Raw genomic sequence first — 14,480 nt, 5'->3', positions numbered from 1 at the left:
GGTCGCGCTGTGAAGGAACCGGAACCTAGCTCGCGCCGTGTCCCGCCGCGATCTCCTCGACGCGGCGGGCCAGTTCGATGTCCTTCGCGGTGACCTGCCCGCCGACGCTGTGCGTGTTCACCGTGACGGACAGCTTGTTGTAGCCCAGCGACATCTCCGAATGGTGGTTCAGCTCCTCCTGGATGGTGGCGACATGGACCACCATCGCGGCGGCCGGGAGGTGCTTGGCGAAGGAGTACGTGCGAGTGATGCTGTCGCCGTCGGTGCTCCAGCCGGGAAGCGCGGCGAGGGCTTCGTCGGTCTGCTGCCGGGTCAGGGGTTCGGGAGCCATGAGGGTCTCTCTCGCTTTCTGTTGCGGCGTGCTCGACGGCGTGCTTGACGGGGTCCCACCAGCCTAGGCGCAGCCCCGCGCCGCGGACGGACCCCCGGGCCCTCCCCTGCGGCGGGCCGCCGGTCCCGGCGGGCGGCCTACTCTTGGCCCATGACCACCTCGGCGGCCGGCAACACGGCAGGGCCCATGCTGCGGAGCTGGCGCGAGCGTGCCGGGCTGAGCCAGCTCGATCTCGCCCTGCGGGCCGGCTCCTCGTCACGGCACATCAGCTTCATCGAGACGGGCCGCTCCCGGCCCAGTCGCGAGATGGTGCTGAAGCTGGCGGAAGAGCTGGGCGTGCCCGTGCGGGAGCGCAACGCCCTGCTGGTGTCCGCCGGTCACGCGCCGCACTATCCGGAGACGCCGCTCGACTCCCCCGCCCTGGAGTCCCTGCGGGCGGACCTGGAGCGCATGGTCACCGCGTACGAGCCCTATCCGGCTCTCGTGGTGGACGGCACCTATCAGGTCCTCGCCGCCAACCGCGGCATCGCGATGCTGCTCGACGGTGTCGCCTCCTGGCTGCTGGAGCCGCCGCTGAACGCCATGCGCATCACGCTGCACCCGGACGGGCTCGCCCGGCGGATCGTCAACTTCCGCGAGTGGCGCAGCCATCTGCTGCACCAGATGGAGCGGCAGCTCGCGCTGCTGCGGTCCGAGCCGCTGCGTGCCCTGTACGAGGAGGTGTCGGCCTATCCGCTGCCGGCGGGCGGCGAGGAGTCGGCCGGCGGGGCCAGTCCGTTCGCGCTTCCTCTGGTCATCGAGCACGCGGGGCGCAGACTCGCCTTCCTCTCCGCCGTCACGACGTTCAACACACCGGTGGACGTGACGGTCTCCGAGCTGGCGGTGGAAACGTTCCTGCCCGCCGGCCCGGAGACGGCAAAGGACCTTCAGCTGCTCATGCCGTAGCCGCGGCCTCGGGCATCCGGTCGAGGAAGCCGAGCACCGCGCGGATGCGGCCGTCCTCGGCGAGCGTGATCACGTCGGACCCGGCCACGGGTGCTGCGGCGCCGGGCGGCGCCTCGTCGGCCCGCAGTTCCCAGCTGAAGCGGGCGGTGTCGTGGTGGCCGTCGACGGTGCCGGTCTGCACGAAGCTGAATCCGGGGAACTGCTCCCGTACGGCGGCGATCACGCCGGCGAGCTCGTCGTGGCCCCGTGCGTCGGCGAGGGGGTCGGTGTAGGAGCCGTCCGCGGTCCACGCGGCGGCGACGGCGCTCTTGCGGCTGTCGGCCCCGCCGGCGTTCCACGCGTCGAAGTAGCGCTTCACGGCGGTCTCGTAGCGGTTCATGCGATGTCCTCCCAGGACGGTGTTTCCTCGGTGGGACCACCTTCGGCTGCTTCGGGGCGGCGGTCGATTACCTCCCGGGTAAGGCCGCAGGCCGCGGGCGGGATTCGTCACCGGCGCACTTGTTGACACCCGGCGCAGGGTTCCGGTTGAGTGCTCGCATCGCGCAGTTGTTAAAGCGGTTCAACCATCCGATGGCATCCGATGCGCCGCATTCACGGCCGAACCCCAACACACCCCTCGATGAACAGGGTTGACGCATGGCAGCAGAACGGGAGAGACGTCCCACCATCGCGGACGTGGCGCGGCTCGCCGGGGTCTCCCCCAGCGCCGTCTCCTTCGCGCTCAACGGCCGCCCCGGACTGGCCAAGGCGACCAAGTCGCGCATCCTGGCGGCCGCCGCCGAACTGGGCTGGCGCCCCAGCCGGCCCGCGCAGGCCCTCTCGAAGGGCAGGGCCGGCGCGCTGGGCCTCGTACTGACGCGGGACACCGACGCGATCGGCGCCGACCCCTTCTTCCCCGCCTTCATCGCGGGAGTCGAGTCGGTGCTCTCACCCCGCGGCGACTCCCTCGTACTGCACGTGACGAGCCCCGGCGACGAGGCAGCCGTGTACCACCGCCTCGCGGCGGACCGCCGCGTCGACGGCGTACTGCTGACGGACATGCGTGTCGACGACACCCGCCCCGCCCTGGTCACCGGACTCCGCCTTCCCGCCGTGGTGGTGGGCGACCCCGACTGCGCACAGGGGCTGTGCTCGGTGAGCCTCGACGACAGGCCCGCGTTCGCCGCGGCGGTCGAGCGCCTTGCCGAGCTGGGACACCGCCGCATCGCACACGTGGCGGGCCCCGAGGAGTTCCGGCACGCGCGGCGCCGGCGGGAGTCGTGGGAGCAGGCCGTACGGGCGGCAGGGCTCACCCCGGGGCCCGTCCTGCCCGGCGGGTTCACCGCCGACGGCGGGGCGGCCGCGACCCGCGAACTGATCGCTCTCGGCGAGGGCGAGCGGCCCACGGCGATCGTCTACGCGAACGATCTGTCGGCGACCGCGGGCCTCGCCGTCGCGCACCAACTGGGCCTGGCCGTACCGGAGGACCTCTCCGTCGTCGGCTACGACGACACTCCTCTCGCCGCCTACACCCACCCCCCGCTGGCCTCCGCACGCGCCGACGCCCTGGGCTGGGGTGCCGCGGCGGCCCGCGCGCTCGACGAGGTCATCGCGGCGGGCCGCGCCGACGACGTCGAGCTGGCACCGGCCGAGTTGCTGCCGCGTGCCTCGATGGGGCCGGCCGCCGGTGCGGCCGCGCCTCCGGCCCGCACCGCCGGCCGGCGCGAGACCGCACACATCCACTCCGCGACAAAGGGCTGATCCCACCGTGCTCGACTGCTCGACCGCCGCCCCCTCCTCCTCCCACATCCCTTACCGCCTCGTGCGCGAGGGCGTTGTGATGTCGCCGTCCCCGGGCGACCCGATGGAGGCCGAGGGCGTGCTCAACCCCGCGTCCGGACGTACCGAGGACGGCACCCTGTATCTGCTCCCCCGCCTCGTCGCCGAGGGCAACGTCTCGCGCGTCGGTCTCGCCGAGGTGACGCTGACGGACGGCGTGCCCACCGGCGTCGACCGTCGCGGCGTCGTGCTGGCACCCGACGAGGGCTGGGAGCGCGGCATGAACAACGCGGGCGTGGAGGACCCGCGCGTGACGTGGATAGCGAGCCTCGGGCACCACGTGATGTCGTACGTCGCATACGGCCCGCTCGGCCCGAGGGCGGCCCTCGCGGTCTCCACGGACCTGCGGGAGTGGCACCGCATCGGCCCGCTCCGGTTCGAGTACCAGCCCGGCCTCGACACCGACCTCAACCTCTTCCCCAACAAGGACGTCGTCCACTTCCCCGAACCCGTCCCCGGCCCGGACGGCGAGCCCGCATACGCGATGCTGCACCGCCCCATGTGGGACCTGGGCTGGTTCCGTCCCGGCGAGGGCACCCACCTGCCCGCCGGCGTCACCGACGAACGCCCCGGCATCTGGATCTCCTACGTCCCGGCCGCCGAGGCCGAACAGGACATCCGCGCCCTGGTGCGCCCCCGGCAGCACCGCCTGGTCGCCCTGTCCGAACACCCCTGGGAAGCGCTGAAGATCGGCGCCGGCCCCGCCCCGCTCCGCGTCGACGAAGGCTGGCTGCTCATCCACCACGGGGTGTCCGGGAAATTGGACAAGGCCTTCATGGACCAGCAGCAGCACGTCAGTTACGCGGCCGGGGCGATGATCCTCGACCCCGCCGACCCGTCGAAGGTGCTGGCCCGTTCCGACGAGCCGATGATGGCCCCCGAGACGGAGGAGGAGCGCTCCGGCACCGTCCCCAACGTCGTCTTCCCCACGGCGGTCGAGGAGATCGGCGGCGTCCGTTACGTCTTCTACGGCATGGCCGACGCGCACATCGGCGTCGCCCGGCTGGAGCGGACGGGCTGACCCCGGCGGCCGGTCCGGGTCCGCTCCCGGGCCCGGCACCGGCTCCCGGTCCGTCGTCAGCGGTCCGGCTCTCGTTCCCCCTCCGGGCGCGCGCCCCTGCCCGCCGAAGTGCGGCACCGTGGAAGATGAGGACGGCGACGCGGGGCCCCGCGGGCACACGCCGACGGCGCGGACGGGGCCCGGCAGGACGACACGCACAGGAGGGCACCCGGTGGACCCCATCACGGCACTGGACCGGATCGCTTTCCTGCTGGAACGCGCGCTGGCCCCCACCTACCGGGTGCGGGCCTTCCGCAACGCGTCCGAGGTGCTGGCCGGCCTGGGAGCGCAGGAGGTGCAGCGGCGAGCGGCCGCGGGGCAGCTCGAGTCCCTCAAAGGGGTGGGGCCCAAGACCGCGCAGGTCGTCAGGGAGGCGCTGGGCGGCGAGGTCCCGGGCTATCTGGCGAAGCTGGAGAGCGAGGAGGAGTCCCGGCCGGAGGCGACGACCGTGGACGACGCCCCGGTCACCGACGAGGCGCGGAGCCTGCGTTCGGCTCTGCGGGGCGACTGCCACATGCACTCCGACTGGTCCGACGGCGGCAGCCCCATCGCGACGATGGCCCGTACCGCCGCCGGGCTCGGCCACGAATGGGCTGCGCTGACGGACCATTCGCCCCGTCTGACGGTGGCGCGGGGCCTGTCCGCCGACCGTCTCCGGGAGCAGCTGGACGTGGTGGCGGAAGTCAACGAGCAGATCGCCCCGTTCAGGCTGCTGACCGGCATCGAGTGCGACATCCTCCTGGACGGGTCTCTCGACCAGGAGGAGGATCTGCTGGCCCGGCTCGATGTCGTCGTGGCTTCCGTGCATTCGAAACTGCGGATGCCCGCTGCGGAGATGACGCGCCGCATGGTCGCCGCCGTGCGCCATCCGCTCGTGGACGTGCTGGGCCACTGCACGGGCCGGCTGCGCTCCAGCCGCCCGGAGTCCCGGTTCGACGCGGAGGCCGTCTTCGCGGCGTGCGCCGAGTCGGGCACCGCCGTCGAGATCAACTGCCGTCCGGAAAGGCTCGATCCGCCGCGCCGTCTGCTGCGTCAGGCCGTCGACGCGGGAGTCCACTTCTCCATCGACACCGACGCCCACGCGCCCGGCCAGCTCGACTGGCAGATCAACGGGTGCGTCCGTGCGGCGGAGTGCGGCGTGCCCGCGGAGCGCGTCATCAACACCTGGACCGCCGCCAAGCTGCTGAGCTGGACGCACGGTTCCCGGGAAGCGTGACGTGACAGGAGGACCAGGGTGTCCGATCCGAGCCCTAGACGGTCTCATCGCGGCGAGAGCAAAGAGCCACTGACGATCCGCCTGAAAGGCGCGGAGGTGATGCTGCGGCAGCGGTACGAAGTGGCGAGCATCGTCAACGACATCTTCATCGCGGTGTGGTTCCTCGTCGGCAGCTTCATGTTCTTCTCCGAGCGCTGGGAGAGGACGGGCACCTGGTGTTTCGTATTCGGCAGCGTGGAGCTGCTGGTGAGGCCCGTCATCCGGCTGGTCCGCCACTTCCACCTGCGGTCGGTTCGCGGCGGAACCTACGCCGCCCACGAGTCCTCTCAGGACTTCTGAGACCGCCGCTCCGTCACGGCCGGCTCCGGCTGCGCCACGGGCCCGCCCCCGCGCCGGGGGTGCACCTGGCGACACCCCGCTGCTGCGGCGGACACCCCTGGTGAGAGGCGGGCTGCGCGGCTGTCGGCACCCACCCCCGCGCCGGGAGGCTTCGGTGCATGACGACACCGGCAGCACCCAGAACGAGGACCACGACGGACACCGCGGCACGCACGACGACAGGGACGGCAGCTCCGCGGCGCGGGCACGAGGACGGACCACACGCGCGCGGCAGTGACTTCGCGCGGCTGTACGCGCGGATCGACGAGGCGGGACTGATGCGGCGCCGCCCCGGCTACTACACGCTCCGGCTGACACTGGTCGGCCTGGCCGCCGCGGGCGGCTGGACGGCCTTCTTCGCGCTGGGCGAGAGCTGGTGGCAGCTCGCGGTGGCCGGCTTCCTCGGGCTGGTCTTCGGCCAGCTCGCCCTGGCCGCGCACGACCTCGCACACCGTCAGGTCTTCAGCCGGCGCCGGCCGAGCGAGATCGGCGGTCGTATCGTCGGCAACCTCGGCATCGGCATGTCCTACGGCTGGTGGATGAACAAGCACACGCGCCACCACGCCAACCCCAACCACGAGGAGCTCGACCCGGACGTCCGTCCGGACATCCTCGTGTGGTCCCGGCGCCAGGCACGCGGCGCCGAGGGACTGCCCCGCCTCATCGGGCGCCACCAGGCGTGGCTGTTCTTCCCGCTGCTCACCCTCGAAGGGTTCAACCTGCACGTCGCCGGCGTCCGTGCGCTGCGCGAGAGGCACATGAAGCGGCGCGTGCTGGAGGGTTCGCTGCTCTTCGCGCACTTCGGGGCGTACCTCTCGGCGCTCTTCCTCGTCCTGCCGCCCAGCACGGCGTTCGCCTTCCTCTTCCTCCACCAGGCCGTCTTCGGCGTCTACCTCGGGTCGATATTCGCCCCCAACCACAAGGGCATGCCGATGCTAACCGGGGCGGACCGGCCGGACTTCCTGCGGCGGCAGGTCCTCACCTCGCGCAACGTGCGGGGCGGCCCGCTGACCGACGTGATGCTGGGCGGGCTCAACCACCAGATCGAGCACCACCTCTTCCCGAGCATGCCCTCACCTCATCTGCGCCGTGCCCGCGTCATCGTCCGCGACCACTGCGCCGAGCTGGGCATCGACTACCACGAGACGGGCCTGATCGAGTCGTGGCGCGAGGCGCTGAGGCATCTGCACGACGTGGGCAGGCCGCTGCGCGGCTGAAGTGCCGCTCCCCTGCCCGGCCGTGGGCCTGCTCGCGGTCAGGCGGGGCGGGCCGCCGGCGGGCGGGAGTGCGGGAGTTCCCGGCCGGTCTCCTCGATCGCGCCCCCTGGGCGCGTCGCCGGCACCGGGGGGCCCGCGGCCTCGTTCAGCCAGCGGCGCAGGACGAGGTGGACCCTCTCCGCACCGGCCAGTTCCTCTCCATCCGTCGGCGCGGACAGCTCGCGCGGCCAGAGCAGGAACGCCTCGTTCTGCTCCCCTCCGAGGCCGCCGTGCGAGCCGATCTGCTGCTCGAAGGCGTGGACGGCGCCGGTGCCCGGATCGACCACCGAATTGATCACGATGTCGGGCACGTTGCGGAACCCCGCACTGCGCCGCACGGCCTCCGCGGCGCCCGGCCCGAACGGGGCCAGCGGGTCCGCGCCGCCGGTGATCTCACCGGTCTCCAGGCGGTGTTCGGCTCCGCCGCCGCCGAGCACGACCGGGCCGTGCCGGTCGCTGTGCACCAGCAGGAAGCCGATGCCGGGATGGTCGGCGAGCGTACGCAGCAGCGCCGGGTGCCGCTTGTCCACCTGCTCCCTCGACATCCGTCCGGGCACGTCGGGGAAGGAGACGAGCCCCAGGTTGCCGGAGGCCAGCACCACCGGGCCCTCGTTCCTGGACGGTTTGCGCTCCTCGTCCTGCGCCCCGTCCTCCGGTCTGTGCAGCGCGGCGCGCGCGGCGGCGCGCGCCTCCGCCCCGCTGGGTGTACGCCCCACGCGGCGGGAGACGGGCAGCCCGCAGCCCGCCCGTACGAGGTCCTCCAGGGTGAGGCCGTAGGTCGCACGGAAGGTCTCCCCGGCGCTCTGCCCGTGGTCGGAGAGCAGCACGATGCGGTACGGGCGCGGCGCGCGGCGCGCCGCCTTGGCGATCAGTGCCACGGACCTGTCCAGCCGGCGCAGCACCTGCCGGGCGTCGCCGCCGCGCGGCCCGGAGTGGTGGGCGACCTCGTCGTAGCCCACCAGATCGGCGAAGACGGCGGTGCGTCCGCTGAAGACGTCACCGAGCACGGCGGCGACCACCACGTCGCGCTGGACGACCGTGGCGAACGCCCGGATGAGCGGGTACAGGCCGCCCCGCGGCACCCGCGGCCGGTCGCCGCGCAGCCGCGACCGCGTCGCCTGGACGAGCTCCCGCACCACCTCGGCGACGAAGGACACGGCGGTGCGGGTGGCGTTGGCCGGGTCGGAGAAGTACGCGAAGTAGCCCGCGCGGGACCGGTTCTCACGGCCGCGGCGGGCGGCCACCGAGACCACCAGCGCGACCTGGCCGGCGCCGCCGCTGAAGAGGTTGCCGCGGCTGGCGCCGTCGAGGGCGAGCAGGCCGCGGTCGCCGGTCTCCTCGACGGCGCGGCGCTGGAGTTCGGCGGCTCCGGACGGGCGGTTGCTGACCAGCACCTCCCCGGAGTCCTTCTCGTACCAGCGGAAGGCGGGCACGTCCTTGTTGGTGCCGTGGAGGATGCCGAGCTGGCTGGCCCCGGTCTGGGACGGCCAGTCGGTGCGCCAGCGCGTCAGGCGGTGAGTGCAGGCGTACATCTCGGCGACGGCCGGCATCAGCGGGGGCCCGCTCGGCGGTCCGCTCACGGCTTCGCGCAGCAAGTCGTGTCCGACGCCGTCGAGTTGCAGGAAGACGGTGCCGGGTGTGCGCGGCGCCGGGCCCAGGCCCTCCCGGCGGCGCCTGCGCCCGGCGAGGCGGGCCAGACGGCGGCGGTAGGCACCGTCGTCGCGCACGGCCAGGGCCGTGCCGGTGGCCGAGGAGGCGGCGGACATCACCGCGGCCACGACCACCGCGGTGCCCGGCTCGGCCGAGCCGCGTCCGTACGGGACGAGGGAGAGCGCGAGCCACAGCAGTGAGCCGTTGAGGAAGAAGACGAGCGTGCCCAGGACGAGGGCCGGCACCAGCAGCAGGGCCCGCACCAGCACCGGCCACACCAGCACGGAGAGCAGGCCGAAGACCCCGGCTCCTATGGCGGCGGTCGTGGCGATGAACGTGGCGCTGTCGCCGCCGGGTGACTGCAGCCGGAAATCGGGCAGGATGCCGGCGAGCGCCAGCAGCGTCAGAGTGCTCACCAGCCACACGGCCAGCACCCGCAGCACGGCGGCCCCGGAGGACCGCCAGCGCCAAGGGGTTCCCCCCAGCAGGGCGGGCGGAAAGATCCGCACCCGCATACCGCCTCCCAACTCTCCCGGCTCCGCTCGCACATCCACAGACACGAGAAACCCACCCGATGCGCGGGATATTCTCCGATTCTCCACGTTGCGCCCGGCTCGTGACACAGCGCCCGACCCGTCCCTGTGCGCCGGCGCATAGGCTCGGAGTACGCGGCCAGCAACGAGGAGGAACACAGGTGCCGGTGGAAGTCACATGGTGGGGGCACGCCACCGCCACGGTGCGGGACTCCGGGGTGACGGTTCTCACCGATCCGCTGCTGGTGCGGCGCATGGCCCATCTGCGCAGACGGCGCGGCAGTCTGCCGCCGCGGTCCGCCGCCCACGCCGACGTGGTGCTCGTCTCACATCTCCACGCCGACCATCTGCACCTCGGCTCACTGGCGCTGCTGACGCCCGGCACACGCGTCGTCGTGCCCCGCGGGGCCCTTCGCGCCGTGCCGCGGCTGCGAAGGCTGGCGTCCGTGCTGCGCCTGGAGGAGGTGGGGCCCGGGGAACGCGTCGCCGTGCGGGATGTGACGGTGCGCGCGGTCCCGGCTGCGCACGACGGGCGCCGCCTGCCGTACGGGCCGCACCGCGCGCCCGCGCTCGGATACGTGGTGGAGGGAGCCGCCCGCACGTACTTCGCCGGCGACACCGGCCTCTTCGACGGCATGGCCCGGTCGGTCGGCACCGTCGACGTGGCGCTGCTGCCCGTCGGCGGCTGGGGCCCCCGGCTGGGCCCGGAGCACCTGGACGCCGGGCGTGCCGCCGAGGCCCTGGTGCGTCTGCGCCCGCGCACGGCGGTGCCGGTGCACTACGGCACGTACTGGCCGATCGGCATGGACGCGGTGCGGCCGCACGAATTCCACGCGCCCGGCGACGAGTTCGTACGCAAGGCGGGCATGCTGGCACCCGGCGTCACGGTCCACCGGCTCGGGCACGGTGAGAGCATGACGCTGGAGTCGGCCTGATGTCCTTTCCGCACATACTCGCGGGGGCGGGTTCCGCAGGGGGCACCGTCGTACCCGGGGAGTCCGCGGAGCAGGCCGTCACCTACCCCGCTCTGTTCGTGCTGGTGCTGCTCGGCTCGCTGGTGCCGGTGGTGCCGACGGGCTCGCTCGTCAGCCTCGCCGCGGTCCTGGCCCTCCATCAGAGCGTTCCGGTTGCCGGCCTCGCGCTGGTGTTCGTGACGGGTGCCGCCGCCGCGTTCCTCGGGGATCTCACCCTGTACTCGCTCGGACGGCGCGGCGTGGATTCGCAGAGCGGATCGCGCTGGCTGGAGCGGCTGCGGCGGCACGCGCCTCCGGAACGGCTCGGCCAGGCCCAGGACAAGCTCCGCGATCACGAGGTGCCCGTGCTGATCGTCTCCCGGCTGATACCCGCGGGACGCATACCCGTCATGGTGGCCTGTCTGCTCGCGCGGATGCCCACGCGCGAATTCGTGCACGGCAACTTCCCCGCCTGCCTCGCCTGGACCGTGGTCTACCAGCTCATCGGGCTCCTCAGCGGCTCCGTCTTCCCCGAACCGTGGGAGGGGATCGCGGCGGCGGTCGCCCTCACCGTGATCATCAGCGTCGCCCCGGCGGTGTGGCGGCGGTTCCGGGCGAGTTGAGCACCGTCCGCGAGGGACCGCCGGGCGCTGCCGACCGGGGCTCCCGAGAACGGCACGACGGCCAGCCACCCGGCGGCCGGCGGCCGGGCCCTCCTCCGCCGTGGACGTCTACTCCTCCTGCTCCTCCAGGGCGCGCGACGCCCCGACGGGAAGGTCCCACAGATCGCCGCGCGCCCGTCCCTCCGCGGCCCACGCCGCACGCACGCGCTGCAGCGGCTGCAGCGGCGGCTCCGCCGAGAGCAGGAACGCGCCGTAGTGCATCGGCGCCATCGCCCGCGCCCCCACGTCCGCGCAGGCCCGCACCGCTTCCTCCGGCGAGGTGTGCACCGGGCGGAGCATCCACCGCGGTTCGTACGCCCCGACGGGGAGCAGCGCCACGTCGATCCCGGGGCAGCGGCGGCCGATCTGCGTGAACCAGGGTCCGTAGCCGGTGTCCCCCGCGAAGTAGACGCGCCTGCCCATGCGCTCCCCCCGTCGGGCGCGCAGACGTGTGAGCACCCAGCCGCCCCAGAGGGAACGGCAGGTGTCCGTCAGCGTCCTGCGTGACCAGTGGTGCGCGGGGACGAACTCGAAGCGGACCCTGCCGCCGTCGCTCGCGGGCAGCTCCGCCGCCTCCCACCAGTCCAGCTCCGTCACGCTGGTGAAGCCCTTTCTGCGGCACCAGCGGCCCAGCCCCGCGGGGACGAACAGGTGGGTGCGGCGCGGGAGCCGGCGCAGTGTGGGGGCGTCGAGGTGGTCGTAGTGGTTGTGCGAGATGACCACGGCGTCGACGCGCGGCAGGTCCGCCCACGGCAGGCCGGGAGGCGTGACCCTGGCGGGCGTGCCGAGGATGCGGCGTGACCACACCGGGTCGGTCAGCACCGTCAGACCGCCGATGCGCACGACCCAGCTCGCGTGCCCCACCCACGTCACGGCGAGGGTCCCGGGCCGTGCCGCGGGCAGCGGGCCCGGTGCGTACGGAAGCCGCGCGACGTCGCCGAGGGTCTCGGGCGCCGGACGCATCGACCTTTCTCGTGCGACGCGGAGCAGGGCCTGCACGCCGGGAAGCGGTGCGGTCAGCCGGTTGGCGAAGGTCCGTGGCCAGAGCCTCCTGGCCCCGACGGGAACCAGCGCCGGAGCCTTCGCGGGTGCCGGCGGGGCGGGCGCGGACGGCGCATGCGGGGGCGCCTTCGTGGCTGTCTCCGTCTCCTGTTCGCTCAGCGTCCGGTCCGCTTCCACAGTCACCCCCGCAGGGCCGTCAGTTCGGTAAGGGCCGATTCCACGGACTCGAGTGCCCGGCCGCCCGCGGCCGATGCCGGTGCGGGCAGGTCCGGATCTGCGACGAGGCCGCCGGCCAGCCGCACCCGCAGCGCTTTCGGATCGTCGCCGAAGCGGTGCCCGCCGCACGCGAACGGCCCGAACATCCGCACCAGTTGTGCCTCCAGACCGGGCGAGTCCCGGATGCCGTGAGCTTCGAGAGAGGCCCGCACCGGCTCGAAGTCCGCATAGAGGTGGCGCCCCACCCGCGGCGGGCGGCACAGCGCTCCGGCCCCGGTGAGGACGCGGTGCAGTCCGGCGAGGACCGAGCCGTGGGCGCGCGCGGTGCTCACCCGGCGTGCCCGCAGCGACTCGGGTTCGGTGAGAGCGTCGGCGACGGCGGTGTCGTCCGGACCGGCCGGCCCCGTCAGCAGCGACGTGAGCACCCCTCGTACGGCCTCGGCGAGGCCCTGCCCGCGTCCGCTGTCGGGGAAGCGGGCGATCCCGGCGGCCGGGCCGTGGGGCAGCAGCGTCTCCCCCAGTTCCGCGAGCACGACGACCTCGTCGGTCTCCCGGCCGCCCTGGACCATTTCGGCGGGGCTGACGACGACCGTGCTGTGCGGCGCGTGCGCCGTCTCGCGCCACGTCTCGTCGCTGACGACCAGCAGCCGCTCGTCACCCGCGGCTTCGACCACCTCGTGCAGCAGTTCGGGGGGCACGGCGGTGCCGGTGCAGTCGTCCGCCACGGACAGCACCAGCACGCGGGGCGGTTCGGGTTCCTCGGCCCGCACACGGCCGGCCGTCTCCCGCAGGGCCACCGGGTCGGGCACTCCCCCGCACTCGACGGGCACGGGCACGGTGCGCACGGGACGGCCGAGCAGCCGGGCGGGCCGTGCGTACCAGGTCTCGCAGGGCCTCGGCGTCAGGACGGTGCCGGGGCCCGTGGCGGCCAGCACCGCGAGGAGCAGAAGTTCGGCCCCGGGGGCGGCGACGACCTGGCCGGGACGGGTCTCCATGCCGCGGCGGTGCCAGTAGCCGCAGGCGGCGACGGCGGTGGCGGACCGTGTTCGCCGGTAGCCGTCGCTGCCCTCCATCGCTCACGCCTCCGCCGTCGTGCCGCCGCTGCCACCCTCAGAGAATAAAATAGGACAAATACACAGTGCGTCCACCTTCGCAGAGTTCGGAGGGCGGCGTGTGACGACACGTAGGCGCTCGATGGAGGGGTGTGGTCGTCCGGCTGTGGCTACTGCGCGCCCTGCCCGCGGCTGCGCACGACCTTCTCGGCCAGGCCGGCGAGCTCCGCGCGCTTCTCCTCGACGACCCCGGTCAGCCCGTCGGGGTGGAAGGCGTAGACGGACACGGTCAGCACGGCGCCCTCGTGGCGGAAGGGAAGCGTCGCGCACGCGCGCAGGCCCCGCTGCAGTGCCATGGCCCGGTAGCGGGGCCACCGCGTCTCGTGCCGCACGTCGCGGACGAGCACGGGCCGGCCGCTCTCCAGCGCGGCGGGCACCGGTCCTTCCTCGGACTCCCACTGGACGGCGACCAGTTCGGAGACCTCGGGGTGCGTGACGGCGGAGGCCCGCCCGCCAGGGGCCTCCGCCAGAGGGCCGCCCGCGGGATCGGTCAGCGTGACGGCGGCCGCGCAGCTGCCGGAGGTGGAGACGGCGGCGTGCTCCGCGAGTTCGGTGAACCCGCGGCAGAAGGACCCCTCTGCCGCTTCTGCCGACTCTGCCGCCTGAGCCGTCCCCCGCTCGTCCGGCGGCGTGAGCGGCGTCGCGGAGCGGAGGGCCTGGCTCTGGGGGGCCGGGGGGCGGTCGTAGGCGCCGGGCGGTTGCTGGTCTTCCACATGCGGTCGGCTGCCCGGGCGGGCAGAACGGAAACGGCCGCATGTGTGCAGTTCCGGAGGGCTTCGTGAACATCAGGGGTGCCCTGGCGGTGGCGGCCCGGAGATCTGGCCGGGCCCGTGAGACGCATGCGGGCTGTCGGGGTGTCATCGCCCGCTTCTCCCGCTGTGCAGGGGCGTCTCCCGTGCGTGCGGCCCGCCACATCACCCCGAAACCGGGGATGTGACGGGCCGCCGGGCCCGACGGTGCCGTTGCCGGGGTCAGGCGGCGGTGAGTTCGGGCCGGCGTTCGCCGGTGTCGTCTTCGCGGTCCGTGCCGGCGTCGACCTCCTGCTGGATCCGCTCACACGTCCGGCTGATCAGACGCGAGACATGCATCTGCGAGATACCCAGCTGATCAGCGATCCTCGTCTGCGTCATGTCGCAGAAGAACCGCATGTACAGAATGCGGCGCTCCCGCTCCGGCAGCCGCTCCAACCGCGGCTTGACCGACTCCCGGTAGATCACATGATCGAACCCCGGCTCACTGCGCCCCAGCGTGTCCGCCAGCGAATACCCGTCATCCGACCCCGGCAACTGCGCATCCAGCGACAACGTGCTGTAACTCTCCAGAGCCTCCAGCCCCACCAGCACATCCT

At 73.3% G+C, this 14,480-nt stretch carries 15 protein-coding genes; 8 read left to right on the top strand and 7 right to left on the bottom strand.

Annotation, left to right across the window (positions count from 1 at the left end; translation table 11 throughout):
• Positions 1-25: 25 nt before the first annotated feature.
• Positions 26-331, bottom strand: a complete 306-nt coding sequence (locus tag H180DRAFT_RS14635; protein ID WP_055486507.1) for a 4a-hydroxytetrahydrobiopterin dehydratase — start codon at positions 329-331, stop codon at positions 26-28.
• Between the two features lie 150 nt (positions 332-481).
• Between H180DRAFT_RS14635 and H180DRAFT_RS14630 the strand changes: the two genes are divergently transcribed.
• The gene (locus tag H180DRAFT_RS14630; protein WP_055486506.1) at positions 482-1,276 is read left to right on the top strand and encodes a helix-turn-helix domain-containing protein; all 795 of its coding nucleotides are present in this window, start codon (positions 482-484) and stop codon (positions 1,274-1,276) included.
• Here H180DRAFT_RS14630 and H180DRAFT_RS14625 read toward each other — a convergent pair.
• Complete coding sequence (locus H180DRAFT_RS14625; RefSeq protein WP_055486505.1) at positions 1,266-1,655, bottom strand: nuclear transport factor 2 family protein; 390 nt, start codon at positions 1,653-1,655, stop codon at positions 1,266-1,268. The genes H180DRAFT_RS14630 and H180DRAFT_RS14625 overlap by 11 nt on opposite strands.
• A 257-nt stretch (positions 1,656-1,912) precedes the next feature.
• Between H180DRAFT_RS14625 and H180DRAFT_RS14620 the strand changes: the two genes are divergently transcribed.
• From H180DRAFT_RS14620 to H180DRAFT_RS14600, 5 genes are all read left to right on the top strand, one after another.
• Positions 1,913-3,016: a LacI family DNA-binding transcriptional regulator gene (locus tag H180DRAFT_RS14620; RefSeq protein ID WP_074466819.1), complete on the top strand. Its 1,104-nt coding sequence runs from the start codon at positions 1,913-1,915 to the stop codon at positions 3,014-3,016.
• A 79-nt stretch (positions 3,017-3,095) separates the two neighbouring features.
• Entirely contained in the window at positions 3,096-4,115 is a 1,020-nt protein-coding gene (locus H180DRAFT_RS14615) for a glycoside hydrolase family 130 protein (protein WP_055486681.1), read from the top strand.
• Positions 4,116-4,326: 211 nt separating this feature from the next.
• Entirely contained in the window at positions 4,327-5,370 is a 1,044-nt protein-coding gene (locus H180DRAFT_RS14610) for a PHP domain-containing protein (protein ID WP_055486504.1), read from the top strand.
• A gap of 99 nt (positions 5,371-5,469) precedes the next feature.
• Positions 5,470-5,709 carry a YrhK family protein gene (locus H180DRAFT_RS14605; protein WP_055486503.1) on the top strand — a complete coding sequence of 80 codons (240 nt, stop codon included), beginning with the start codon at positions 5,470-5,472 and terminating at the stop codon, positions 5,707-5,709.
• Positions 5,710-5,867: 158 nt separating this feature from the next.
• On the top strand, positions 5,868-6,965 hold the full coding sequence (locus H180DRAFT_RS14600) for a fatty acid desaturase family protein (RefSeq protein ID WP_079100118.1): 1,098 nt from the start codon (positions 5,868-5,870) through the stop codon (positions 6,963-6,965).
• A gap of 38 nt (positions 6,966-7,003) precedes the next feature.
• Here the strand turns inward: H180DRAFT_RS14600 and H180DRAFT_RS14595 are convergent, their stop codons facing one another.
• Positions 7,004-9,169, bottom strand: a complete 2,166-nt coding sequence (locus H180DRAFT_RS14595; RefSeq protein ID WP_055486502.1) for a phage holin family protein — start codon at positions 9,167-9,169, stop codon at positions 7,004-7,006.
• 179 nt (positions 9,170-9,348) lie between these two features.
• Between H180DRAFT_RS14595 and H180DRAFT_RS14590 the strand changes: the two genes are divergently transcribed.
• Both H180DRAFT_RS14590 and H180DRAFT_RS14585 read left to right on the top strand, forming a co-directional pair.
• Positions 9,349-10,122 carry an MBL fold metallo-hydrolase gene (locus H180DRAFT_RS14590; protein WP_055486501.1) on the top strand — a complete coding sequence of 258 codons (774 nt, stop codon included), beginning with the start codon at positions 9,349-9,351 and terminating at the stop codon, positions 10,120-10,122.
• Positions 10,122-10,763: a DedA family protein gene (locus H180DRAFT_RS14585; RefSeq protein ID WP_055486500.1), complete on the top strand. Its 642-nt coding sequence runs from the start codon at positions 10,122-10,124 to the stop codon at positions 10,761-10,763. The genes H180DRAFT_RS14590 and H180DRAFT_RS14585 overlap by 1 nt, the downstream gene beginning before the upstream one ends.
• A 108-nt stretch (positions 10,764-10,871) precedes the next feature.
• Here the strand turns inward: H180DRAFT_RS14585 and H180DRAFT_RS14580 are convergent, their stop codons facing one another.
• From H180DRAFT_RS14580 to H180DRAFT_RS14565, 4 genes are all read right to left on the bottom strand, one after another.
• A complete protein-coding gene (locus H180DRAFT_RS14580) occupies positions 10,872-11,981 on the bottom strand; it encodes an MBL fold metallo-hydrolase (protein WP_368073128.1) in 1,110 nt (369 codons plus the stop codon).
• Positions 11,982-11,983: 2 nt separating this feature from the next.
• Positions 11,984-13,093: an aminotransferase class I/II-fold pyridoxal phosphate-dependent enzyme gene (locus H180DRAFT_RS14575; protein WP_055486499.1), complete on the bottom strand. Its 1,110-nt coding sequence runs from the start codon at positions 13,091-13,093 to the stop codon at positions 11,984-11,986.
• Positions 13,094-13,242: 149 nt separating this feature from the next.
• Positions 13,243-13,845, bottom strand: a complete 603-nt coding sequence (locus H180DRAFT_RS14570) for a GAF domain-containing protein (protein ID WP_055486498.1) — start codon at positions 13,843-13,845, stop codon at positions 13,243-13,245.
• A 258-nt stretch (positions 13,846-14,103) separates the two neighbouring features.
• Positions 14,104-14,480, bottom strand: a 377-nt coding sequence (locus tag H180DRAFT_RS14565) for a sigma-70 family RNA polymerase sigma factor (RefSeq protein ID WP_139151389.1), incomplete at its 5' end; no start/stop codon positions are given.

The organism is Streptomyces sp. WMMB 322, from assembly GCF_900090145.1.
Taxonomy (GTDB): domain Bacteria; phylum Actinomycetota; class Actinomycetes; order Streptomycetales; family Streptomycetaceae; genus Streptomyces.
The sequence above is the reverse complement of the archived record's forward strand: the minus strand, read 5'-3'. Positions and strand labels throughout refer to the sequence as shown.